General features: G+C 60.5%; 23 protein-coding genes and 1 pseudogene. 23 read left to right on the forward strand and 1 reads right to left on the reverse strand.

What is annotated here, in order from left to right:
* The 21 genes from KCG87_RS11540 to fliJ all read left to right on the forward strand — a co-directional run bounded on the left by KCG87_RS11540 (position 1) and on the right by fliJ (position 20,917).
* A complete protein-coding gene (locus KCG87_RS11540; protein WP_096796276.1) occupies positions 1 to 621 on the forward strand; it encodes a pseudaminic acid biosynthesis-associated methylase in 621 nt (206 codons plus the stop codon).
* Positions 618 to 1,313 (forward strand): pseudaminic acid cytidylyltransferase, encoded by a 696-nt coding sequence (gene pseF, locus KCG87_RS11545; RefSeq protein ID WP_210557805.1) that lies wholly within the window; start codon positions 618 to 620, stop codon positions 1,311 to 1,313. Before KCG87_RS11540 ends, pseF begins: the two co-directional genes overlap by 4 nt.
* Positions 1,310 to 2,815 (forward strand): UDP-2,4-diacetamido-2,4,6-trideoxy-beta-L-altropyranose hydrolase, encoded by a 1,506-nt coding sequence (gene pseG, locus KCG87_RS11550; protein ID WP_210557803.1) that lies wholly within the window; start codon positions 1,310 to 1,312, stop codon positions 2,813 to 2,815. Before pseF ends, pseG begins: the two co-directional genes overlap by 4 nt.
* The gene (gene pseI, locus KCG87_RS11555) at positions 2,808 to 3,860 is read left to right on the forward strand and encodes a pseudaminic acid synthase (protein WP_210557801.1); all 1,053 of its coding nucleotides are present in this window, start codon (positions 2,808 to 2,810) and stop codon (positions 3,858 to 3,860) included. Before pseG ends, pseI begins: the two co-directional genes overlap by 8 nt.
* Before the next feature lie 227 nt (positions 3,861 to 4,087).
* Complete coding sequence (locus KCG87_RS11560; RefSeq protein ID WP_096796272.1) at positions 4,088 to 5,014, forward strand: ketoacyl-ACP synthase III; 927 nt, start codon at positions 4,088 to 4,090, stop codon at positions 5,012 to 5,014.
* Between the two features lie 86 nt (positions 5,015 to 5,100).
* Complete coding sequence (locus KCG87_RS11565; protein ID WP_210557799.1) at positions 5,101 to 6,390, forward strand: 6-hydroxymethylpterin diphosphokinase MptE-like protein; 1,290 nt, start codon at positions 5,101 to 5,103, stop codon at positions 6,388 to 6,390.
* Positions 6,387 to 6,659 (forward strand): hypothetical protein, encoded by a 273-nt coding sequence (locus KCG87_RS11570; protein WP_210557797.1) that lies wholly within the window; start codon positions 6,387 to 6,389, stop codon positions 6,657 to 6,659. Before KCG87_RS11565 ends, KCG87_RS11570 begins: the two co-directional genes overlap by 4 nt.
* 237 nt (positions 6,660 to 6,896) lie before the next feature.
* Positions 6,897 to 7,748 (forward strand): flagellin domain-containing protein, encoded by an 852-nt coding sequence (locus tag KCG87_RS11575; protein ID WP_007920059.1) that lies wholly within the window; start codon positions 6,897 to 6,899, stop codon positions 7,746 to 7,748.
* A 73-nt stretch (positions 7,749 to 7,821) separates the two neighbouring features.
* Positions 7,822 to 8,181 carry a flagellar protein FlaG gene (locus KCG87_RS11580; protein ID WP_027614231.1) on the forward strand — a complete coding sequence of 120 codons (360 nt, stop codon included), beginning with the start codon at positions 7,822 to 7,824 and terminating at the stop codon, positions 8,179 to 8,181.
* Between the two features lie 83 nt (positions 8,182 to 8,264).
* Positions 8,265 to 9,737 (forward strand): flagellar filament capping protein FliD, encoded by a 1,473-nt coding sequence (gene fliD, locus KCG87_RS11585; protein ID WP_134785742.1) that lies wholly within the window; start codon positions 8,265 to 8,267, stop codon positions 9,735 to 9,737.
* Between the two features lie 129 nt (positions 9,738 to 9,866).
* Positions 9,867 to 10,265, forward strand: a complete 399-nt coding sequence (fliS, locus tag KCG87_RS11590) for a flagellar export chaperone FliS (protein WP_027614233.1) — start codon at positions 9,867 to 9,869, stop codon at positions 10,263 to 10,265.
* A gap of 11 nt (positions 10,266 to 10,276) precedes the next feature.
* Positions 10,277 to 10,573, forward strand: a complete 297-nt coding sequence (locus KCG87_RS11595) for a hypothetical protein (protein ID WP_007966233.1) — start codon at positions 10,277 to 10,279, stop codon at positions 10,571 to 10,573.
* A 172-nt stretch (positions 10,574 to 10,745) separates the two neighbouring features.
* The gene (locus KCG87_RS11600) at positions 10,746 to 12,221 is read left to right on the forward strand and encodes a sigma-54 dependent transcriptional regulator (protein ID WP_003222863.1); all 1,476 of its coding nucleotides are present in this window, start codon (positions 10,746 to 10,748) and stop codon (positions 12,219 to 12,221) included.
* Between the two features lie 125 nt (positions 12,222 to 12,346).
* Positions 12,347 to 13,540 (forward strand): ATP-binding protein, encoded by a 1,194-nt coding sequence (locus KCG87_RS11605; RefSeq protein ID WP_210558125.1) that lies wholly within the window; start codon positions 12,347 to 12,349, stop codon positions 13,538 to 13,540.
* A 5-nt stretch (positions 13,541 to 13,545) separates the two neighbouring features.
* Complete coding sequence (locus tag KCG87_RS11610) at positions 13,546 to 14,925, forward strand: sigma-54 dependent transcriptional regulator (RefSeq protein WP_210557795.1); 1,380 nt, start codon at positions 13,546 to 13,548, stop codon at positions 14,923 to 14,925.
* Between the two features lie 232 nt (positions 14,926 to 15,157).
* Entirely contained in the window at positions 15,158 to 15,487 is a 330-nt protein-coding gene (gene fliE, locus KCG87_RS11615; RefSeq protein WP_003222869.1) for a flagellar hook-basal body complex protein FliE, read from the forward strand.
* A 15-nt stretch (positions 15,488 to 15,502) separates the two neighbouring features.
* A complete protein-coding gene (gene fliF, locus KCG87_RS11620) occupies positions 15,503 to 17,290 on the forward strand; it encodes a flagellar basal-body MS-ring/collar protein FliF (RefSeq protein ID WP_027614236.1) in 1,788 nt (595 codons plus the stop codon).
* A complete protein-coding gene (gene fliG / locus KCG87_RS11625) occupies positions 17,283 to 18,302 on the forward strand; it encodes a flagellar motor switch protein FliG (protein WP_007920042.1) in 1,020 nt (339 codons plus the stop codon). The genes fliF and fliG overlap by 8 nt, the downstream gene beginning before the upstream one ends.
* Before the next feature lie 4 nt (positions 18,303 to 18,306).
* Positions 18,307 to 19,113, forward strand: coding sequence for a flagellar assembly protein FliH (gene fliH, locus KCG87_RS11630; protein ID WP_134785747.1), 807 nt, complete (start codon positions 18,307 to 18,309; stop codon positions 19,111 to 19,113).
* Positions 19,103 to 20,461 (forward strand): flagellar protein export ATPase FliI, encoded by a 1,359-nt coding sequence (fliI, locus tag KCG87_RS11635; protein WP_007966241.1) that lies wholly within the window; start codon positions 19,103 to 19,105, stop codon positions 20,459 to 20,461. Before fliH ends, fliI begins: the two co-directional genes overlap by 11 nt.
* A gap of 6 nt (positions 20,462 to 20,467) precedes the next feature.
* On the forward strand, positions 20,468 to 20,917 hold the full coding sequence (gene fliJ / locus KCG87_RS11640; RefSeq protein ID WP_095139370.1) for a flagellar export protein FliJ: 450 nt from the start codon (positions 20,468 to 20,470) through the stop codon (positions 20,915 to 20,917).
* A 35-nt stretch (positions 20,918 to 20,952) separates the two neighbouring features.
* Here fliJ and KCG87_RS11645 read toward each other — a convergent pair whose 3' ends face one another.
* Positions 20,953 to 21,297, reverse strand: coding sequence for a hypothetical protein (locus KCG87_RS11645; protein ID WP_134785748.1), 345 nt, complete (start codon positions 21,295 to 21,297; stop codon positions 20,953 to 20,955).
* Positions 21,298 to 21,433: 136 nt separating this feature from the next.
* Between KCG87_RS11645 and KCG87_RS27445 the strand changes: the two are divergent.
* Both KCG87_RS27445 and KCG87_RS11650 read left to right on the forward strand, forming a co-directional pair.
* Positions 21,434 to 21,544: pseudogene (locus KCG87_RS27445) on the forward strand (flagella biosynthesis chaperone FliJ); the annotation flags it as partial.
* Between the two features lie 193 nt (positions 21,545 to 21,737).
* Entirely contained in the window at positions 21,738 to 22,043 is a 306-nt protein-coding gene (locus KCG87_RS11650; RefSeq protein WP_134785749.1) for an STAS domain-containing protein, read from the forward strand.
* The last annotated feature ends 5 nt before the right edge of the window (positions 22,044 to 22,048 follow it).

Consider the following 22,048-nt stretch of genomic DNA (forward strand, 5'->3'; position numbering starts at 1 on the left):
ATGCGTGATCTGAGTGAGCAGGAAAAATTCTGGCAGGGCGATTTCGGCAACCAGTACGTGGATCGCAATGTCGGTCAGCCCCTGGTGGCGGCCAATCTGGCGTTGTTCGCCAAGGCCCTGAGCCGCGCCGGGCGCATCGACAGTGTGGTTGAGCTGGGCACCAATGCCGGCAACAACCTGCAGGCGCTGCATCAACTGCTGCCGCAAAGTGAGTTGTTCGGCGTTGAGATCAATGAAAGCGCCTGTGCTCAGGCGCGGGCACTGGGCATCGCGCAGATCTGGCACGGCTCGCTGTTCGATTTTCCCCGCGAGCGCAGCTACGACCTGACCCTGAGCAAAGGCGTGCTGATCCATCTGGCGCCGGAACTGCTGCCGACTGCCTATGCGCAGTTGTATGCGTTGAGCCAGCGCTACATCCTGATCGCCGAATACTACAATCCGGCACCGGTGGAAGTGTCCTATCGCGGCAACAGCGGCAAGCTGTTCAAGCGCGATTTCGCCGGGGAAATGCTCGATCGATATGCCGATCTGCACTTGCTCGATTACGGCTTTGGTTATCACCGTGACCCACAATTCCCGGTGGACGACATCACCTGGTTCCTGCTGGAAAAACGTCCTTGAACAGCGTCGCAATCATCCCGGCCCGTGGCGGCAGCAAGCGCATCCCGCGCAAAAATCTGTTGCCGTTCGACGGCGTGCCGATGATCGTTCGCTCGATCCGTACGGCGCTCGACAGTGGCCTGTTCGAACAGGTCGTGGTCAGTACCGATGACGCCGACATTGCCGAGCTGGCGCTGGCCCATGGCGCGCAAGTGCCGTTCCTGCGCCCGGCTGAACTGGCGGATGATTTCACCGGCACCGCTGCGGTGATCGTGCATGCCTTGCAGCAACTGCCAGCCTTCGATTACGCCTGCTGCGTGTACGCCACGACGCCGTTGTTGCAGGCGCGCTTCCTGCGGCAAGGATTTGAGCTGCTGCAGCAGCACCCGGACAAAGCCTTTGCGTTCTCCGTATGCAGCTTTGGTTTCCCGGTGCAGCGGGCGCTGACGCTGGACGGGCAGGGCGCATTGACCGCGTTGTACCCGGAATTTCGCAACACCCGCTCGCAGGATCTGCCTGAAGCTTTTCAGGACGCCGGCCAGTTTTACTGGGGCCGTCGCGAGGCGTGGCTGCACGGTGACGTGTTGTATTCACCCGCGAGCCTACCGGTGCTTCTGCCGCGGCATCTGGTGCAGGACATCGACACGCTGGAAGACTGGAAGCGCGCCGAATACCTCTACGCCGCGCTCAAGGCCGGCGGAGAACTGCAATGAGAGTGCTGATCCGCGCTGACGCTTCGCCGACCATCGGCAGTGGCCACATTGCCCGTTGCCTGACGCTGGCGCGAGTGCTGCGCAAACAGGGCAGTCATGTCGCGTTTGCCTGTCGGCGGTTGCCCGGGCATCGGCTCGATGCCTTGGCTGCCGAAGGTTTCGAGACCTTTGCCTTGCCGGACGTCTACCCCGACGAAGACCCGCAGCAAGCCATCGAATCGATGCTGCCGTGGCAGGCTGATATCGAGGCGCTGGACGCCTTGCTGGCAGGACACGCCGCATTCGACTGGATCATCGCCGACCACTACGGCCTCGATCATCACTGGCAGACCGCAGCGCGCCGTTGGGCGCCTCGGATCGCGGCGGTAGACGATCTCGCCACCCGCCGTTACAGCGTTGATCTGCTGCTCAATCAGAACCTGTCCGGTCTCAGCGCAAACTATGCGCCGCTGCTGCCCGAAGACTGCCGCACCTTGCTCGGTCCGCGCTACGCCATGCTGCGCGAGGAGTTCGTCTGTCCGGCCATTGCGATCAAGCCCAAGGCGCGGCGGGTGCTGGTGAATTTCGGTGGTTTCGATGCGGCGATGCAGACCCATCACGCGATGTTGGCCCTGAAGGATTTCGCAGAGCTGGAAGTGGATTTCGTCGCCGGTGCAGACAATCCTGCGTGGGCGCAAATGCAGGCACTGGCCGCAACACGGCCGCATTGGCGCCTGCACAGTTTCGTCAGCGATTTCCAGCAACGCATGACCGCGGCCGATCTGTTTATCGGCGCCGGTGGCGGCACCAGTTGGGAGCGTGCAGCCCTCGGCCTGCCGACCCTCTGCATCGCGGTATCGAACAATCAGCAGGCCAACGGCGAAGTGATGGCGGCGGCGGGGGCGCATGTGTTCATGGGCGCCCGCGAGCAGGTCAGCGTCGAACAACTGCGCGACGCCATCGGTTTTGTCGTCGACAATTTCTATCTGCGCCTGAGTCTGGCCGAGCGTTCACGGCAACTGGTCGATGGGCGCGGTGCCTTGCGCGTGGCGGCGGCGCTGGCCGGTGCAGTGCTCAAGCTGCGCCTGGCGACCCTTGATGATGCGCAGTTGCTGTTCGACGGGCGCAATGCCGAGGCTGTGCGGCGCTGGTCACTGGACACGGCTGCAATCGAATGGCCGCAGCACCTGAACTGGCTGAATGCGAGCCTGCGCAATCCGCAGCGTCTGCTGTTGATTGCCGATGCCGATGACGGCGCGGTCGGCGTCTTGCGTTATGACCTGCGCGGCTTTGAAGCCGAAGTGTCCCTGTATCTGCTGGAAGGACGGCTCGGTCTCGGCTGGGGCAGGGCGCTGCTGGCGCGAGGCGAGGCGTTCGTCCGCGAGCACTGGCCGCAGATGACCGTTGTCACCGCTCAGGTGCTGCCGGGCAATCGCCCCTCTTTGAATGTGTTTCGTGACGCCGGATTCGCCCAGAGTGCCTGCGTGTTCACCAAGGTTTTGAAGGATCACCGCGATGAGTAGTTTCAAGATTGGCGAGCGTCTGATCGGTGCCGATGCGCCGCCGTTCATCATTGCCGAGATGAGCGGCAACCATAACCAGTCGCTTGAGGTGGCCCTGCAGATTGTCGAAGCCGCCGCCAAGGCTGGCGCGCACGCCTTGAAGTTGCAGACTTACACCGCGCAGACCATGACCCTGGATCTGGCCGAGGGCGAGTTTTTCATCAAGGACCCGAACAGCCTGTGGGCCGGCACTTCGCTGTTCGACCTGTATGAGAAAGCTCATACCCCATGGGAGTGGCACGCGCCGATTTTTGCCCGGGCCAAAGCGTTGGGCATGCTCGCGTTCTCGACGCCGTTCGATGACACGGCGGTGGACTTTCTCGAAAGCCTCGATGTGCCGGCGTACAAGATCGCCAGTTTCGAAAACACCGACCTGCCGTTGATCCGCCGTGTGGCGGCGACCGGCAAACCGCTGATCATCTCCACCGGCATGGCCAGTATCGCCGAGCTCGACGAAACCGTGCGCGCCGCCCGCGAGGCAGGGTGCAAGGATCTGGTGCTGCTCAAATGCACCAGCACTTACCCGGCAACCCCGCTCAACAGCAATCTGCGCACGATCCCGCATCTGCGTGAACTGTTCGGTTGCGAGGTAGGTCTTTCCGATCACTCCATGGGCGTTGGCGTGTCCGTGGCCGCTGTGGCGCTCGGGGCGACGGTGGTGGAGAAACACTTCACCCTCGACCGTTCGGCGGGCGGGGTCGATGCCAGTTTCTCGCTGGAGCCGGCGGAACTGGCCAGCCTGGTGGTGGAAACCGAACGCGCCTGGCAGGCCATGGGCCAAGTGCATTACGGCGTCACCGAGGCCGAGCGCAAGTCGCTGGTCTATCGCCGTTCGCTGTACGTCACTGCCGACATGGCGGCCGGTGAAGCCTTTTCCGGGGACAATCTGCGCGCCATTCGCCCAGGTCTCGGTCTGCCGCCCAAGCACACCGAGGCCGTCCTCGGTCGCCGCGCTCGCCAGGCGATCAAACGTGGCACGCCGCTGGACTGGTCGTTGGTCGAATAACCCGATCTGCAACCGATTCGGCAAAATAGCGTGACCTGCGAGTCATAACGCGCATCTTCACTGTATTGTATTGACCGGGGAGATGGCGCCTGGCCGTGTAATCGGTTCCAGTGATAGCCCTTTGCGCTCCCCGTGGCTGCCCGTTGTGGCGGCCGTTTTCTGTTTGTCGGCGCCCCTCGAATCCTTGCGAGCGGTGGTTTTGGGCTGTTTTTTATTGGGAAGCCGTAATGATTGGCATAAAAAGCATTGCGAGCTACGTTCCTGTAGCCGGCGTGGACAATTACGCACAAGGTGCAAAATTCGAGAAGGATGAAGAATTCATCCTCGGTAAAATCGGTTCGGCCTTCCTGCCGCGCAAAGACGCTGAACAGGAAACCTCCGATCTGTGCGTGGAAGCGGCCAATGCGCTGTTTGCCAGCAACCCTGAACTGAAGCGTGAATCGATCGACGCGCTGATCGTCGTCACCCAGAACGGTGACGAAGAAGGTCTGCCGCACACCGCTGCCATCGTCCAGGACAAACTCGGTCTGCCGACTAATGTCGCGGCATTCGATATTTCCCTGGGCTGCTCCGGTTACGTCTACGGCATCTACGCGATCAAGGGCTTCATGGAAGCCGCCGGTCTGAAGAACGGCCTGCTGATCACCGCTGACCCGTATTCGAAAATCGTCGACCCCGAAGACCGTAACACCACCATGCTGTTCGGCGATGCCGCCACGGCGACCTGGATGGGCGAAGATCCTTCCTGGGCGCTGGGCAAGGCCAAGTTCGGCACCGACGGTTCCGGCGCACCGCACCTGAAAGTCACCGATGGCGTGTTCTTCATGAACGGCCGTCAGGTGTTCAACTTCGCGCTGCTCAAAGTCCCGGCGCACTTGCACGAATTGCTCGACGACTCCGGCCTCAAGGCTGACGACATCGACGCCTTCTGCATTCACCAGGGCAGTGCGGCGATTGTCGATGCCGTGGCCCGACGTTTCGAAGGCGAGCCGGAGAAGTTCATCAAGGATATGGTCGAGACCGGCAATACCGTGTCGTCGAGCATCCCGCTGCTGCTGGAAAAACACGTACTCGATTCCGACTGGCAGCGCATTGCCCTGAGCGGTTTCGGTGTCGGTCTGTCGTGGGGCTCGGCGATCATCTATCGTCCTTGAGTCGGTCAAAAACGGCGGATACAAAAATAGCGTTCAAGGTTACCCTTGAGCGCTATTTTTTTTGCCCGAACGAAACGCGAGGCGTCATGAGCGAGTTTTTCCAACCCAACGCCCAGGTCATTCAGCAACGCTGGCCGGCGTTGTTCGAGCGGTTGCTGGCTGAAGACACCTCAGTCGTTCAAGCCGAACTGGTGCAGGGCTTGGGCTCGACGCTCAGTGTCAATGGCATTCAACTGACCAGTCGCCACGACCGCGTCCACGAAGCCCGCATCCAGGCGGCCAGCCTGGCGGAAAAACCGCAATTGCATGTCTACGGCACTGGCCTCGGCGATTTGCCAACGGTGCTGCTGGAGCGCGCCGGCCTTGAGCGGTTGTACGTGCATATCCTCAATGGCGCGGTGTTCGCGCTGGTGCTGCAACTGCTCGATCAGCGCCCGTGGCTGGAAGATCCGCGTGTGCAGCTGTTCTATGCCGGTGATCTGTCAGACATCTGCACACCGTTTTTCGCCCTGCCGGCGGAGATGCTGCTGGCTGATGATTTCAACGCGAAGATCCGCGATCGGCTGGTCAGCGAAGTGCACTTGAGCTTCAACAATCGCGAGTTCGATCCAAACTTGCCGTTCATTCAACAGCGTTTGCAGGATTGCCTGCCGGTGTTGCTGGGTGATGACGATGTGGCGCAGTTGTTCGGCACGGCCAGTGGCCGGGAAATCTACGTGATCGGCACCGGGCCGACGCTGGAAGGGCATTTCCAGCGTCTGGCGGCGGTGCATGCGCAGGCTGAACGTCCATTGTTGATGTGCGTCGATACCGCTTACCGGCCACTGCGCGAACACGGCATCGTCCCGGATCTGGTGGTCACCATCGATCAGCGCATCAGCTTCCGGCATTTGCCGTTCGAGGACTCCGCTGGCATCCCGCTGGTGTATCTGCCTATGAGCGATCCTGCGGTGCTGACCGCCTGGAAGGGCAAGCGTTACGGCGGTTACTCGGCCAGCCCGGTGTATGCCGCGTTGCGTGAGCAATACCCGCGCGGACAACTGCATGTCGGTGGCAGCGTGATTCATCCGGCGGTGGATCTGGCGGTGAAGATGGGCGCGTCGCGCATTACCCTGTTCGGCGCCGACTTCGCCTTCCCGATGAACAAGACCCATGCTGGCTGGAATGACGGTGATCTGGGGCCAGGGGTCGATCAGGCGCGGCATTGGGTGCAGGACGGCCATGGCCGGCGGGTCAGCACCCAACTGAACTTTCGCGGCTATCTGTGTGTGCTGGAGCGCTATATCGCCGCGCATCCGCAGGTGCAGTTTTTCAACAGCAGTCGCGCGGGCGCATTGATCGCCGGGACGCAGTTCAATCAGGAGTTTGTGCAATGAAGACGATTGAGCAGTGCGTCGACGAGTGCCGCCACTGCGCCGGACTGTTTCGTCTGGGGCGTGATGTCGAGGCGGCGCTGGATATGGTCGAGGTGTTCGAAGGTGCGCAGCAGTTGCTGATAACTGCGCCTGCGCCGATTCAGCAGGACTGGTCCTTTGTGCTCACGCACATGCTCGATTGTCAGGAGCGTCAGGACTGGCTGGGGTTGGCTGACTGGATGGAGTACGAGTTGATCGAAGTGTTGCAAAAAGCACGATCGGCAAACTGACCGACCGCGCTGGCCCGCGGCTTTGCGTGCGGGTCGGTTTTATGGCGTCATTTTTTCGCAGGTGGGAGGGCGCTAAGCCCTTGTTTTCTCGGGGGTGGCAGGGTGATGGCAAATTTTTTTCAAAAAGCCCTCAAGCAACTTGCCAACCCGACGATAACTATTACGAAGGTTCTCTAGGCCATTCCAGGCGGTTGCCAGGGCCGGAAGCCGCAGTACCCAACCAACGAGGAATTCGTCATGGCTTTAACAGTAAACACCAACACCACGTCGCTGAACGTTCAAAAGAACCTGAACCGCGCTTCCGACGCTCTGTCGACTTCGATGCAGCGCCTGTCTTCCGGCCTGAAAATCAACAGCGCTAAAGACGACGCTGCTGGCCTGCAGATCTCGAACCGTATGTCTTCGCAGATCCGTGGTAACACCCAAGCCATCCAGAACGCCAACGACGGTATCTCCGTTGCTCAGACCGCTGAAGGCGCTCTGCAAGCGACTACCGACATTCTGCAGCGTATGCGTGAACTGGCTGTTAAAGCACGTAACGGCACCAACGGCACTGCTGACCAGACCGCTACCAACGCTGAATTCGCTCAGATGTCTGACGAAATCACCCGTATCTCGGCTTCGACCAACCTGAACGGCAAAAACCTGCTGGACGGTTCGGCTGGTACTGTGACCCTGCAAGTTGGCGCAAACACTGGTTCGGCTAACCACATCGACCTGGTACTGAGCTCCAAGTTCGACGCCGTCAGCCTGTCGGTTGGTAGCGGTACTCTGTCCCTGACCGGTGCTACCGTAACTGGCGCTTCGCAGAACATCGACAACGCGATCACCGCAATCGACGCCGCTATCGCTGCAATCGGTGCAACTCGTGCCAGCCTGGGTGCTTCGCAAAACCGTCTGACCAGCACCATCCAGAACTTGCAGAACATCACCGAGAACACCACTGCTGCACAAGGTCGCGTACAAGATACCGACTTCGCCGCAGAGACTGCTAACCTGACCAAGCAGCAAACCCTGCAACAGGCTTCGACCTCTGTTCTGGCTCAAGCCAACCAACTGCCTTCCGCTGTACTGAAGCTGCTTCAGTAATTTCGGAATGAGTTTGGGCGGGAGGGTGCGCTGGTCGCGCTCTCTCGCTTTTTTACGTTAGGAGGTGATGAGCATGGACATGAGCGTAAAGCTTAACGTGTCTTATCCGGCTCCCAAGCCAGCGACGCCTGTTGCTGATAAGCCGTCGGAGACGCCAAAAGTTGCACCGGCCGACGCTCCGGTCGCTGACAGGAAAAGTCAGCAAACGGATGACGCCAAGTTGAAACTGGCCGTGCAAGAGATCGAGAAGTTCGTTCAATCGATCAAGCGTAACCTGGAGTTCTCGATCGACGAGCACTCTGGCAAGGTCATCGTCAAGGTGATCGCAAGCGAGACGGGTGAGGTCGTACGCCAGATCCCCTCCGCAGAAGCACTCAAGCTCGCAGACAGCCTCGCCAACGCAAGCCATGTGTTGTTCGACGCCAAAGTCTGATAGCTGGCATGAATAGTGTTTGTCTTTCTTGAATGACGCCTGGATGGGTCAAAAGTCTGGCAACAATCTGAAGGGAGATGCACATGGCAAGTCCAATTCTACCGGGTTCCGGACTGGGTTCCGGCCTGGACATCGGCGCGATCGTGACCGCGCTGGTCAACGCCGACAAGTCGCCGAAGCAGACGCAGATCGATTCCGCGACCAAAACCAATACCCTGAAGATTTCCGGTGTCGGCACGTTGAAGAGTGCGCTGACCGCGTACCAGACGGCGATGACCAACCTGGGCAGCAAGACCAACCCGGCGTTTGCCGGCTTCACGGCGACCTCGAGCAACACAGCGATTCTCGGCGCCACCTCCGATAACACCGCGGTGTCGGGGACTTACAACGTTGTTGTCAATCAATTGGCCACTGGCTCGAAAGTCGCCAGCGCTTCTTTCGCCGGCGGTGCTGCCAGTGCCATTCCGAGTGGTACCCTGAAAATCAGTCAGAATGGCACTGATTACAATGTCACGATCCCGGCCAATGCGACCTTGCAGAGCACCCGTGACGCAATCAACACGGCTCAGGGCTCAAATGGTATTTCTGCCAACATCGTGACCGACAGCAGTGGCGCTTCGCGCCTGGTGATCAGCTCGAACAAGACGGGCGCCGGTACCGACCTCTCTGTCAGCGGGATTGCCGGTCTGGAGATCGACGGTACTCAGCCGATGGGTACCAATCCGGCGGCAGGCGCCTCTGGCAACGTCAATGGCCCTGCACAAGACGCCAAGGTGACCATTGACGGCCTGCAGGTTTCCAGCAAGAGCAATACGGTCAGTGGTGCAATCAGCGGCCTGACCCTGAATCTGACCACTGTCAGTCCTCTCGTTGGTGGCGTTGCCACGCCGACCGTTGTCAGCGTCGATACCAACACCAAGGGGCTGCAGGCGTCGGTTCAGGCGTTTGTTGACGCCTACAACACCCTGAAGACCACCATCGACACGCTTTCCAAGGCTACGCCTGATGAAGACGGCAAACTGACGGTGCAGGCGGCGTTTACCGGTGACTCGTTGCCGCGTTCGCTGATCGCCGACATCCGTGGCCAGTTGACTGCTCCTGGTGCTGGTGCAAAGGGTTCTTTGTCCTATCTGTCGGAGATCGGTGTGATGACCGACCGCAACACCGGCAACCTGACGTTTGATACTGCTGCGTTCACCAAAACCATGGCTCAGCCCGGCAAGGCTGGCCAGGTGCAGCAGATGTTCACCGGGACCGACGACACCAACGGTCTGCTGGCACGCATGAACAAGGCGGTGGATCCGTATCTGAAGGCGCCTGCCGGTAGCGCCCCTACTGCCGTAGGCCTGCTTGATCAGCGCATGTCCATCCTGAACAACAACACCCGGAACCTGACCAGTCAGCAACTGGCGCTGGATCTGCGTGTTGCCAACCTGACCAAGACGTTGACGGCCAAGTACAACGCCATGGACTTGCTTGTAGGGCAGATGAAGGCGACTGCGAGCAACATCACGTCGTTCTTCAGCTCGCTGAACGCTCAGCAGTCCGCGAAGTAACCCGCAAGAACGACAAAAACCCGGCTACGCTTTATCGGCGTGCGCCGGGTTTTTGTCTTTTGATCTAAAGTTCTGCGATTCGTTGGCGATACACTGGTTATACGAGTCATTGTGGCAATGAGGTAGAACATGAACCCAATGTTAGCCCTTCGGCAATATCAGAAAGTCGGCGCGCACGCCCAGACATCCGAGGCGAGCCCGCACCGTCTGGTGCAAATGCTGATGGAAGGCGGGTTGGCCCGCATCGCTCAGGCCAAGGGTGCCATCGAGCGCAAGGATATTCCTGGCAAGTGCACCTCGATCAGCAAGGCCATTGGCATTGTCAGCGGGCTGCGCGAAGGTCTGGATCTGGAAAAGTGTGCCGATGAACTGGCCGATCTGGACGGGCTGTACATCTACATGATGAAGCGTCTCGCCGAGGCCAACATCAACAGCGATCCGCGCATTCTCGATGAGGTCGCCGGCTTGCTGAGCACGGTCAAAGAAGGCTGGGATGCCATCGCCCCCGAGCCTGCTCCGCAGTTTTAAAGGAGAGCACCATGAGTCTTGTATTGCAGCGAATCGCCGACACCCGTGAAGCGCTGGTCAGTGCGCTGGCCGAACGCAACTGGGAAGCCATTGGCGAGCTGGATCTGGCTTGCCGTTCCTGCATGGAAGACGTCATGGCCGAGGCCTCGCTGGATGAGGAGGCCTTGCGCAGTAACCTTGAGGAATTGCTCCATGTCTACAAGGAGCTACTTGAGGCGGCCATGGGTGAGCGCCAGGCGATAGCTAACGAGATGTCGCAGATCACCCAAGCGCAAAAGGCGGCAAAGGTTTACCATCTGTTTGGTTAATTAACCCCCAGTTAATCCAGACATGTGCGCCATAAATTTGACTGTGCACGGTTTTTTGACTTAACTAGTGGCTGTTTTCAGATTTCAGGCGTCTACAGGCACAAGGTGTCCTGCAAGCGTCTCGCTTGCCCCATTTTTCGGGCATTGAGTTGACTAGGGAAGTTGCTATTGCATGTGGCGTGAAACCAAAATTCTGCTGATCGATGACGATAGCGTCCGCCGCCGCGACCTGGCGGTGATTTTAAATTTTCTCGGCGAAGAAAATTTACCCTGCGGCAGCCATGACTGGCAGCAGGCTGTCGGCTCTTTGTCATCGAGTCGTGAAGTCATCTGTGTACTGATCGGGACGGTAAATGCTCCGGGTGCACTTTTGGGCTTGTTAAAGACACTCTCGACGTGGGATGAGTTCCTTCCGGTTTTGCTGATGGGCGATAATTCTTCCGTCGACCTGCCGGAAGACCAGCGCCGCCGGGTGCTTTCGACCCTGGAAATGCCGCCCAGCTACAGCAAACTGCTCGACTCCCTGCACCGTGCCCAGGTCTATCGCGAGATGTACGACCAGGCCCGCGAGCGTGGCCGTCATCGCGAGCCCAACCTGTTCCGCAGCCTCGTCGGCACCAGCCGGGCGATTCAGCATGTCCGGCAGATGATGCAGCAAGTGGCCGATACTGACGCCAGCGTGCTGATCCTCGGCGAGTCCGGCACCGGCAAGGAAGTGGTTGCGCGCAACCTGCATTACCACTCCAAGCGTCGCGACGCGCCATTTGTGCCAGTCAACTGCGGGGCGATCCCGGCAGAGCTGCTGGAAAGCGAACTGTTTGGCCACGAGAAGGGCGCCTTCACCGGTGCGATCACCAGCCGTGCCGGGCGTTTCGAACTGGCCAACGGCGGTACGCTGTTCCTCGACGAAATCGGCGATATGCCGCTGCCGATGCAGGTCAAGCTGCTGCGCGTGCTGCAGGAGCGCACCTTCGAGCGCGTGGGCAGCAACAAGACCCAGAGCGTCGACGTGCGCATCATTGCCGCGACCCACAAGAATCTCGAAAGCATGATCGAGATCGGCACCTTCCGCGAAGACCTCTACTATCGCCTGAACGTGTTCCCGATCGAGATGGCGCCGCTGCGTGAGCGCGTCGAAGACATCCCGCTGTTGATGAACGAACTGATCTCGCGCATGGAACACGAAAAGCGCGGTTCGATCCGTTTCAACTCGGCGGCGATCATGTCGCTGTGCCGTCACGGCTGGCCGGGCAACGTCCGCGAGCTGGCCAACCTGGTGGAGCGCATGGCGATCATGCATCCGTACGGGGTGATCGGCGTGGTTGAGTTGCCGAAGAAATTCCGCTACGTCGACGACGAAGACGAGCAGATGGTCGACAGCCTGCGCAGCGATCTCGAAGAGCGCGTGGCGATCAACGGTCATACGCCGGACTTCACCGCCAACGCGATGCTGCCGCCGGAAGGCCTGGACCTCAAGGACTACCTCGGTGGTCTGGAACAGGGCCTGATCCAGCAGGCGCTGGACGACGCCAATGGCATCGTGGCGCGTGCCGCCGAACGCCTGCGCATTCGTCGCACCACGCTGGTGGAGAAGATGCGCAAGTACGGCATGAGCCGGCGCGAAGGAGACGAACAGGCGGATGATTGACGCCTGTTTTTCAACGCCTTCATTTATAAGCAGTTTTTTTTAGGCACGGGTATTGCTACATCCCTCGCAACGTTCCGTTTAACTGACGGTCAGCCAAGCGAGAGAACACAATGCCCCACGCCCAGATGTCATCTGCCTCCCATGCCGAGGGGCAACCGTCGTCCGTAGAGCAGGCGAGCCGTCAGGGGCTTGAGCACGCGTTCGCGTTGTTCAATCAGATGTCCAGTCAACTGACCGATTCCTACAGCATGCTTGAAGCCCGGGTTACCGAGCTCAAGGGCGAGCTGGCGGTGGTCAGTGCCCAGCGCATGCAGGAGCTGGCCGAAAAAGAACGCTTGGCCAACCGTCTGCAAAACCTCCTCGATCTGTTGCCCGGTGGCGTCATCGTGATCGACGGCCATGGCATGGTGCGCGAAGCCAACCCGGCGGCGATCGATTTGTTGGGGCTGCCGCTGGAAGGCGAGTTGTGGCGCCACGTCATCGCCCGTTGCTTCGCCCCGCGTGAAGACGACGGTCATGAAATTTCTCTGAAAAACGGTCGACGCCTGTCGATTGCCACCCGCTCGCTGGATGCCGAGCCGGGGCAGTTGGTGCTGCTCAACGACCTGACAGAAACCCGCCACCTTCAAGATCAACTGGCGCGCCACGAGCGTCTGTCGTCGCTGGGACGGATGGTCGCCTCGCTGGCCCATCAGATCCGCACACCGTTATCCGCCGCTTTGCTCTACGCCAGTCATTTGACTGAGCAGGAATTACCGGTCGCCACCCAGCAGCGTTTCGCTGGCCGCCTCAAAGAGCGCCTGCATGAGCTGGAGCATCAGGTGCGCGACATGTTGGTGTTCGCCCGTGGCGAGCTGCCGCTGACTGATCGCATCACCCCCAATGCCTTGATGCAATCGCTGCAGGCGGCGGCGCTGACCCATGTGCAGGATCTGCCCATTCGCTGGCAGTGCGACAGTCATGTCGGCGAATTGCTGTGCAACCGCGACACGCTGGTCGGGGCGATTCTCAATCTGATCGAAAACGCGATTCAGGCCAGCGATGGCAACGTGCGCCTTAAAGTGCACTGCTACACCCGCGACAACAGCCTGCGCCTGTGTGTCAGCGACAGCGGCAGCGGCATTGATCCGCTGGTGCTCGAGCGTCTCGGCGAACCGTTTTTCACCACCAAAGTCACCGGCACCGGGCTGGGCCTGACCGTGGTCAAGGCAGTGGCGCGGGCACATCAGGGAGAATTGCAGCTGCGCTCGCGAGTCGGGCGCGGCACGTGCGCGCAGGTGATCCTGCCGTTGTTTTCCGCTGTACAGGGAGCTGAGTAAACGTCATGGGCATCAAGGTTTTGCTGGTCGAGGATGACCGCTCGTTGCGCGAAGCGCTGGCCGACACGCTGTTGCTGGCAGGCCACGACTACCACGCGGTCGGCAGCGCCGAAGAGGCGTTGCAGGCGGTCGAGCGCGAAGCCTTCAGTCTGGTGGTCAGCGACGTCAACATGCCCGGCATGGATGGCCATCAACTGCTCGGTTTGCTGCGTGCCCGGCAGCCGCAATTGCCGGTGTTGCTGATGACTGCGCATGGCGCGGTCGAGCGCGCAGTGGATGCGATGCGCCAGGGTGCGGCGGATTACCTGGTCAAGCCGTTCGAGCCCAAGGCTCTGCTGAACCTGGTGTCGCGCCATGCCTTGGGCAGCATCAGCACCACAGATTGCGAAGGTCCGGTGGCGGTCGAGCCGGCCAGTGCGCAGTTGCTCGAACTGGCGGCGCGGGTGGCACGCAGTGACTCCACGGTGCTGATCTCCGGCGAGTCCGGCACCGGCAAGGAAGTGTTGGCGCGTTACATCCACCAGCAATCTCACCGTGCGAGCCAGCCGTTCATCGCGATCAACTGCGCGGCGATTCCCGACAACATGCTCGAGGCCACGCTGTTCGGTCACGAGAAGGGCTCGTTCACCGGCGCCATCGCGGCCCAGGCCGGCAAGTTCGAACAGGCCGATGGCGGCACCATTCTGCTCGACGAGATTTCCGAGATGCCCTTGGGCCTGCAAGCCAAGTTGCTGCGGGTGCTGCAAGAGCGTGAAGTCGAGCGCGTCGGCGCGCGCAAGCCGATCACCCTGGATATTCGCGTGGTCGCCACCACCAACCGGGATCTGGCGGGCGAAGTGGCGGCGGGGCGTTTTCGTGAAGACTTGTTCTACCGCTTGTCGGTTTTTCCCCTGGCCTGGCGTCCACTTCGCGAGCGCACTGCCGATATCTTGCCGCTGGCCGAGCGGTTACTGAGCAAGCACGTCAATAAAATGAAGCATGCGGCGGCGAAACTTTCGCCAGAAGCCCAGGCTTGCCTGACCCACTACCCGTGGCCGGGCAACGTGCGTGAGCTGGATAACGCGATTCAACGCGCGCTGATTCTGCAGCAGGGCGGTTTGATCCAGCCGCAGGATTTCTGCCTGACCGGCGCAGTGACCTACACCGCGGCGCCGGTGCAGCCGTTGGTGCGCGAGATCGAAGTCGAGGCTGAATCCGCCGGGGCGCTGGGCGATGACCTGCGGCGCCGGGAGTTTCAGATGATCATCGACACCCTGCGCACCGAGCGTGGCCGCCGCAAGGAGGCTGCGGAAAAGCTCGGTATCAGCCCGCGTACCCTGCGCTACAAACTGGCGCAGATGCGTGATGCCGGGATGGACGTCGAAGGTTATCTGTTCGCCACCTGAACGTTGTCGCTGTCAATTGTGGGAGCGAGCTTGCTCGCGAAAGCGGTGGGGCAGTTGCGAAAATGTCGACTGATTCTCCCTCTTCGCGAGCAAGCTCGCTCCCACAGTGATTTCACGGTGCCTTGATGGGCTTTTATAGAATAAGTCCGCCGAGCTGGCACCCTTGTTGCTAACACCTGTGTACCCGCCGAGTGAGTGTCAAAAAATTGCGGGCCGCCCAAGAGAGTAGACCATGAGCCAAGGTATTGAATTCAATCGGTTGATGATGGACATGAAGGCCATGAAAATGGACGCCATGGCCACGCCGAAATCGACTGCCGCCGTCCCTGAACTGGCAGGCAGCAGCTTTTCCGACATGCTCGGTCAGGCCATCAACAAAGTCAGCGATACCCAGCAGGCGTCGACTCAGTTGGCCAACGCATTTGAAATCGGCAAGAGCGGCGTCGATCTGACGGACGTGATGATCGCCTCGCAGAAAGCCAGCGTGTCGTTCCAGGCTCTGACCCAGGTGCGCAACAAGCTGGTTCAGGCTTATCAAGACATCATGCAGATGCCGGTTTAAGGACGAGATTGAGTCATGGCAGAAGCAGTCGCCGATAACGTTCCGGCCAAGGCCACCCCGATAGACGGCAAACCGCCGCTGTTCGGCCTGTCCTTCCTGGAAAACCTCTCCGAGATGACCATGCTGCGTCAGGTGGGCCTGTTGGTCGGCCTGGCTGCGAGCGTGGCGATTGGCTTTGCCGTGGTGCTGTGGTCGCAGCAGCCGGATTACCGTCCGTTGTACGGCAGCCTTGCCGGCATGGACGCCAAGCAGGTCATGGACACCCTGGCCTCCGCCGACATCCCTTACACCGTCGAGCCGAACTCCGGCGCCTTGCTGGTCAAGGCTGACGACCTGTCCCGTGCGCGGATGAAACTCGCGGCCGCTGGTGTCACTCCCAGCGACGGCAACATCGGTTTCGAAATCCTCGACAAGGAACAAGGTCTGGGCACCAGCCAGTTCATGGAAGCGACGCGTTACCGTCGCGGCCTCGAGGGCGAACTGGCGCGCACCATCTCCAGCCTGAACAACGTCAAGGGCGCCCGTGTGCATCTGGCGATTCCGAAGAGCTCGGTGTTCGTGCGTGATGAACGCAAGCCAAGCGCTTCGGTACTGGTCGAGCTGTACTCCGGGCGTTCGCTGGAGCCGGGTCAGGTGGTGGCGATCATCAACCTGGTGGCGACCTCCGTGCCTGAGCTGAGCAAATCGCAGATCACCGTCGTCGATCAGAAGGGCAACCTGCTCTCCGATCAGGCGGAAAACTCCGAAATGACCATGGCCGGCAAGCAGTTCGATTACAGCCGCCGCATGGAAAGCATGCTTACCCAGCGCGTACACAACATTCTGCAGCCGGTACTGGGCAACGATCGCTACAAGGCTGAAGTGTCGGCCGACATCGATTTCAGTGCCGTCGAATCCACCGCCGAGCAGTTCAACCCGGACCAGCCGGCGTTGCGCAGCGAGCAGTCGGTCAACGAACAACGCACCGCCAGCAATGGCCCGCAAGGTGTGCCGGGTGCCCTGAGCAACCAGCCGCCGGCGCCGGCGTCGGCCCCGCAAACCACCGGTGGTGCGCAAGGCTCTACCGGCATGATTCAGCCAGGTCAGCCACTGGTCGATGCCAACGGTCAGCAGATCATGGACCCGGCCACCGGCCAGCCAATGCTCGCGCCGTACCCGGCGGACAAGCGTCAACAATCCACCAAGAACTTCGAGCTCGACCGTTCCATCAGCCACACCAAACAGCAGCAGGGTCGCCTGAATCGTCTGTCGGTGTCGGTGGTGGTCGACGATCAGGTCAAGGTCAATGCGGCCAACGGCGAAACCACCCGCGCGCCGTGGAGCGCCGATGAACTGGCGCGCTTCACCCGTCTGGTGCAGGACGCGGTCGGCTTCGATGCCAGCCGTGGCGACAGCGTCAGCGTGATCAACATGCCGTTCTCCGCCGAACGCGGTGAAGTGGTCGCCGATATTCCGTTCTACTCCCAGCCATGGTTCTGGGACATCGTCAAACAAGTGCTGGGTGTGTTGTTCATCCTGGTGCTGGTGTTTGGTGTGCTGCGTCCGGTGTTGAACAACATCACCGGCGGCGGCAAAGGCAAGGAGCTGGCCGGTCTGGGCAGCGACGTGGAACTCGGTGGCATGGGCGGCCTGGACGGCGACCTGGCCAACGACCGCGTGAGCCTCGGTGGTCCGCAGAGCATTCTGTTGCCGAGCCCGAGTGAGGGTTACGACGCACAACTGAATGCAATCAAGAGCTTGGTGGCCGAGGATCCGGGTCGCGTGGCTCAGGTCGTGAAAGAGTGGATTAACGCAGATGAGTGATAACCGAGCCGCAACCGTCAAACTGAACAAGGTCGACAAAGCCGCGATTCTGCTGCTGTCCCTGGGTTCGACCGATGCCGCGCAAGTGCTGCGCCACATGGGCCCGAAAGAGGTTCAGCGGGTCGGTGTGGCCATGGCGCAGATGGGCAACGTCCATCGCGAGCAGGTCGAGCAGGTCATGAGCGAGTTCGTCGACATCGTCGGCGACCAGACCAGCCTCGGCGTCGGCTCCGACGACTACGTGCGCAAAATGCTCACCCAGGCGTTGGGTGAAGACAAGGCCAACGGCCTGATCGACCGCATCCTGCTCGGTGGCAACACCAGCGGCCTCGACAGCCTGAAATGGATGGAGCCGCGCGCCGTTGCCGACGTGATCCGTTATGAACACCCGCAGATCCAGGCAATCGTGGTTGCCTACCTCGACCCGGATCAGGCCGGTGAAGTGCTCGGCAACTTCGACCACAAGGTGCGTCTGGACATCATCCTGCGCGTCTCGTCGTTGAATACCGTGCAACCGGCGGCGCTGAAAGAGCTGAACCAGATTCTCGAGAAGCAGTTCTCCGGCAACTCGAATGCCTCGCGCACCACCCTGGGTGGCATCAAGCGTGCGGCGGACATCATGAACTTCCTCGACAGCTCGATCGAAGGCCAGCTCATGGACTCGATCCGCGAAGTCGACGAAGACCTGTCCGGTCAGATCGAAGACCTCATGTTCGTGTTCAACAACCTCGCCGACGTCGACGACCGCGGCATCCAGGCGCTGTTGCGCGAAGTGTCCTCCGACGTGCTGGTGCTGGCCCTCAAGGGCTCTGACGAAGGCGTCAAAGAAAAGATCTTCAAGAACATGTCCAAGCGTGCGGCCGAACTGTTGCGCGACGACCTCGAAGCCAAAGGCCCGGTGCGCGTCAGCGACGTGGAAACCGCGCAGAAAGAAATCCTCACCATTGCCCGTCGCATGGCCGAAGCCGGCGAAATCGTGCTCGGTGGCAAGGGCGGCGAGGAAATGATCTAAGCCCATGGACAAGCATGACGAGTCAGTGACGGATCTGATCCGCGCCCGCGATGTTCGTGGTTTCGAATCCTGGGCGCTGCCCAGCTTCGATCCGCCAAAACCGGAACCCGAGCCGGAACCGGAGCCCGAACCGCCGGAAATGGAAGAAGTGCCGCTGGAAGAAGTCCAGCCACTGACCCTGGAAGAACTCGAAAGCATCCGTCAGGAGGCTTACAACGAGGGCTTTGGCATCGGCGAGAAAGAGGGTTTTCACAGCGCCACGCTCAAGGTGCGTCAGGAAGCCGAAGTGGCGCTGGCGGCGAAACTGGCCAGCCTCGAGCAACTGATGACCCATCTGTTCGAGCCGATTGCCGAGCAAGACACCCAGATCGAAAAGTCGCTGGTCGACCTCGTGCAACACATCACCAGACAGGTGATCAAGCGCGAGCTGGCCATCGATTCCAGCCAGATCGAACACGTCATGCGCGACGCGCTCAAGCTGCTGCCGTTGGGCGTGGACAACGTGCGTCTGTACGTCAATCCGCAGGACTTCGAGCAGGCCAAGGCCTTGCGCGAGCGTCATGAGGAATCCTGGCGCATCGTCGAAGACGACTCGCTGCTGCCGGGCGGTTGCCGGGTTGAAACCGAGCACAGCCGCATCGACGCCAGCATCGAGACCCGCGTGACTCAGGTCATGGCTAAACTGTTCGACCAGTTGCACGAACAGGCTCTGCACCCGGCCGCGCCGGACCTGAGTCTGGACATTCCTGAAGAAAGCCAACTGACGGCTGCGCCTGAAGAGCCGCTCGCGGACACCCCCGATGCGCCTTGAACGCACCAGTTTCGCCAAGCGCCTCAGCACCTATGCCGACGCCACTGAAATCGCCGGCGCGCCGATTCTCGAAGGCCGCCTGCTGCGTATGGTCGGCCTCACCCTCGAAGCCGAAGGCTTGCGTGCCGCCATGGGCACGCGCTGCCTGGTGATCAATGACGACAGCTATCACCCGTCACAGGTGGAAGCGGAAGTCATGGGTTTTTCCGGCAGCAAAGTCTTTCTGATGCCGGTCGGCAGCGTCGCCGGTATCGCCCCGGGCGCCCGTGTGGTGCCGCTGGCCGAAACCGGGCGCCTGCCGATGGGCATGAGCATGCTCGGTCGCGTACTCGACGGCGCCGGACGTGCGCTGGACGGCAAGGGCGGGATGAAGGCTGAAGACTGGGTGCCGATGGACGGCCCGACGATCAACCCGCTCAACCGCGACCCGATTCACGAACCGCTGGATGTCGGCATCCGTTGCATCAACGGTTTGCTGACGGTCGGGCGTGGTCAGCGTCTGGGCCTGTTCGCCGGTACCGGTGTCGGTAAATCGGTGCTGCTGGGCATGATGACCCGTTTCACCGAGGCCGACATTATCGTCGTCGGTCTGATCGGTGAGCGGGGTCGAGAAGTTAAAGAGTTCATCGAGCACATCCTCGGTGAAGAAGGCCTCAAGCGTTCGGTGGTGGTCGCCTCGCCGGCGGACGATGCGCCGCTGATGCGTCTGCGCGCGGCGATGTACTGCACGCGCATCGCCGAGTATTTCCGCGACAAAGGCAAGAACGTCCTGTTGCTGATGGATTCGCTGACCCGTTTCGCCCAGGCCCAGCGGGAAATCGCTTTGGCCATCGGCGAGCCGCCAGCGACCAAGGGTTATCCGCCTTCGGTGTTCGCCAAACTGCCGAAACTGGTGGAGCGCGCCGGTAACGCGGAGAAGGGCGGGGGTTCGATCACTGCGTTCTACACCGTATTGTCCGAAGGCGATGACCAGCAGGACCCGATTGCCGACTCGGCGCGGGGCGTGCTCGACGGCCACATCGTGTTGTCCCGGCGTCTGGCCGAGGAAGGGCACTACCCGGCCATCGACATCGAAGCGTCGATCAGCCGGGTGATGCCGGCCGTGGTCTCGGCGGAGCACATGCAGCGCGCGCAGTACTTCAAGCAGCTGTGGTCGCGCTATCAGCAGAGCCGCGATCTGATCAGCGTCGGCGCTTACGTCGCCGGTGGCGACCGCGAGACCGATCTGGCGATCTCGCTGCAACCGCAACTGACCCGCTACCAGCGGCAGGGCCTCAACGACAAGATCAACATGGGCGAGAGCCAGGCTTACCTCGAAACCCTGTTCGCGCCTGCGGCGGGCGGGTAACCGGCCATGGCCGTGAGCCGAGCTGCGCGTCTGGCACCGGTGGTGGAAATGGCCGAACAGGCCGAGAAAACCGCCGTGCAACGCCTGGGTTACTTTCAAGGCCAGGTCAAAGTCGCTGAAAGCAAACTCGCCGACCTCGACGCCTTTCGTCTGGATTATCAGGAACAGTGGATCGTGCGCGGCAGCGACGGGGTTTCCGGGCAATGGCTGCTGGGTTATCACGGCTTCCTCGCGCAACTGGACACCGCGATCGACCAGCAGCGCCAGAGTCTGGTCTGGCACCAGAACAACCTGATCAAGGCGCGGGACGCCTGGCAGCAGGCGTTTGCCAAGGTCGAAGGCTTGCGCAAACTGGTGCAGCGCTACCGCGAAGAGGCGCAACGCCTCGAAGACAAGCGTGAGCAGAAGCTGCTGGACGAGTTGTCGCAGCGCTTGCCGCGGCACGATCCGTATTAACGTGCCGCAGCAGTAGTGCTAGAGGATGGTCTGAGTCATTTGTCCAATATTGTGAAGCTGAAGCCTTTGGAACGACCCAGGAGTTTGGAGTCACGGATCACTTCGAAGAACATACATATTTGTTTGCCCACAAACTCCCATTCCGCGACGTCAGTGATGGGTTTAGCGTAATCCGGCCGATCACTAAGGTTTATTTGCCAGATTCTATGGGTCTCAACGTCGTCGGCCACAAGGTAAAACGTAAGTTCGTCGCCTGCTTTACCTGGGTAGGTCGCCTTTACGCCGGATTTACCCCTTAGGTATTCATCATGAGTGATGATGGTTGGTGACGCGGTGTTATGCAGGGACGGTTTTCCAAAACGTTCAAAATGCGGGTCCATGATGCAGTCCTTTGACCTGAGCGCAGCGAAATTGCTGCCGCTTGATTAAGGGCTATGCCTCTTTCCTCGGTCTACTGTCAGATCTGACAGTGGCGACAAGCGGCAGTCGCGGAGTGGCTGCAGGGCATAGCTTCTCCTGCGCAAACGGGTACCGCGCTACCGCGAAGAGGCGCAGCGCCTCGAAGACAAGCGCGAGCAGAAGCTGCTGGACCAGTTGTCGCAGCGCCTGCCGCGACACAACCCTTTTCAAATTGCCCAAAAACTCCCTGTGGGAGCGGGCTTGCTCGCGAAGGCGTCGTGTCAGTCAACACCTCAGTCAACTGACCGATTGCCTTCGCGAGCAAGCCCGCTCCCACATTTGCTTCTGCGCTGAGCCTTGCCCCAACCCTGTCCAGGTGCTAAACCTTGTACACGTTCGTCAATGACAAGGAAGCCAGTCAATGTCAGTCGTTACAGAAGTCTCTCCGGATGGTCAAAAACTGACGATTTCGGTCAAGGGGCGGTTCGATTTTGGGCGCCATCAGGAATTTCGCGAGTCCTATGAGCGGCTTAACAGAAAACCCGACTCCATCGTGGTTGATCTGAAAGATGCCACCTACCTCGACAGCTCCGCGCTGGGCATGCTGCTTCTGCTGCGCGATCACGCCGGCGGCGACGACTCGGATGTACGCGTGATCAACAGCAACTCCGACGTGCGCAAGATTCTCGCCATCTCCAACTTCGACAAACTGTTCGACATCAGTTGACGGCC

Origin of the sequence: Pseudomonas sp. MWU347, from assembly GCF_017947305.1 — a bacterium.
In the GTDB taxonomy this organism is placed as follows: domain Bacteria; phylum Pseudomonadota; class Gammaproteobacteria; order Pseudomonadales; family Pseudomonadaceae; genus Aquipseudomonas; species Aquipseudomonas putida_A.

What these genes read in the sequence shown, in the direction of transcription:
- KCG87_RS11540 (WP_096796276.1), top strand. Translation starts at nt 1, where the DNA reads ATGCGTGATCTGAGTGAGCAGGAAAAATTCTGGCAGGGCGATTTCGGC.
- pseG (WP_210557803.1), top strand. Translation starts at nt 1,310, where the DNA reads ATGAGAGTGCTGATCCGCGCTGACGCTTCGCCGACCATCGGCAGTGGC.
- pseI (WP_210557801.1), top strand. Translation starts at nt 2,808, where the DNA reads ATGAGTAGTTTCAAGATTGGCGAGCGTCTGATCGGTGCCGATGCGCCG.
- KCG87_RS11560 (WP_096796272.1), top strand. Translation starts at nt 4,088, where the DNA reads ATGATTGGCATAAAAAGCATTGCGAGCTACGTTCCTGTAGCCGGCGTG.
- KCG87_RS11565 (WP_210557799.1), top strand. Translation starts at nt 5,101, where the DNA reads ATGAGCGAGTTTTTCCAACCCAACGCCCAGGTCATTCAGCAACGCTGG.
- KCG87_RS11570 (WP_210557797.1), top strand. Translation starts at nt 6,387, where the DNA reads ATGAAGACGATTGAGCAGTGCGTCGACGAGTGCCGCCACTGCGCCGGA.
- KCG87_RS11575 (WP_007920059.1), top strand. Translation starts at nt 6,897, where the DNA reads ATGGCTTTAACAGTAAACACCAACACCACGTCGCTGAACGTTCAAAAG.
- KCG87_RS11580 (WP_027614231.1), top strand. Translation starts at nt 7,822, where the DNA reads ATGGACATGAGCGTAAAGCTTAACGTGTCTTATCCGGCTCCCAAGCCA.
- fliD (WP_134785742.1), top strand. Translation starts at nt 8,265, where the DNA reads ATGGCAAGTCCAATTCTACCGGGTTCCGGACTGGGTTCCGGCCTGGAC.
- fliS (WP_027614233.1), top strand. Translation starts at nt 9,867, where the DNA reads ATGAACCCAATGTTAGCCCTTCGGCAATATCAGAAAGTCGGCGCGCAC.
- KCG87_RS11595 (WP_007966233.1), top strand. Translation starts at nt 10,277, where the DNA reads ATGAGTCTTGTATTGCAGCGAATCGCCGACACCCGTGAAGCGCTGGTC.
- KCG87_RS11600 (WP_003222863.1), top strand. Translation starts at nt 10,746, where the DNA reads ATGTGGCGTGAAACCAAAATTCTGCTGATCGATGACGATAGCGTCCGC.
- KCG87_RS11605 (WP_210558125.1), top strand. Translation starts at nt 12,347, where the DNA reads ATGTCATCTGCCTCCCATGCCGAGGGGCAACCGTCGTCCGTAGAGCAG.
- KCG87_RS11610 (WP_210557795.1), top strand. Translation starts at nt 13,546, where the DNA reads ATGGGCATCAAGGTTTTGCTGGTCGAGGATGACCGCTCGTTGCGCGAA.
- fliE (WP_003222869.1), top strand. Translation starts at nt 15,158, where the DNA reads ATGAGCCAAGGTATTGAATTCAATCGGTTGATGATGGACATGAAGGCC.
- fliF (WP_027614236.1), top strand. Translation starts at nt 15,503, where the DNA reads ATGGCAGAAGCAGTCGCCGATAACGTTCCGGCCAAGGCCACCCCGATA.
- fliG (WP_007920042.1), top strand. Translation starts at nt 17,283, where the DNA reads ATGAGTGATAACCGAGCCGCAACCGTCAAACTGAACAAGGTCGACAAA.
- fliH (WP_134785747.1), top strand. Translation starts at nt 18,307, where the DNA reads ATGGACAAGCATGACGAGTCAGTGACGGATCTGATCCGCGCCCGCGAT.
- fliI (WP_007966241.1), top strand. Translation starts at nt 19,103, where the DNA reads ATGCGCCTTGAACGCACCAGTTTCGCCAAGCGCCTCAGCACCTATGCC.
- fliJ (WP_095139370.1), top strand. Translation starts at nt 20,468, where the DNA reads ATGGCCGTGAGCCGAGCTGCGCGTCTGGCACCGGTGGTGGAAATGGCC.
- KCG87_RS11645 (WP_134785748.1), bottom strand. Translation starts at nt 21,297, where the DNA reads ATGGACCCGCATTTTGAACGTTTTGGAAAACCGTCCCTGCATAACACC.
- KCG87_RS11650 (WP_134785749.1), top strand. Translation starts at nt 21,738, where the DNA reads ATGTCAGTCGTTACAGAAGTCTCTCCGGATGGTCAAAAACTGACGATT.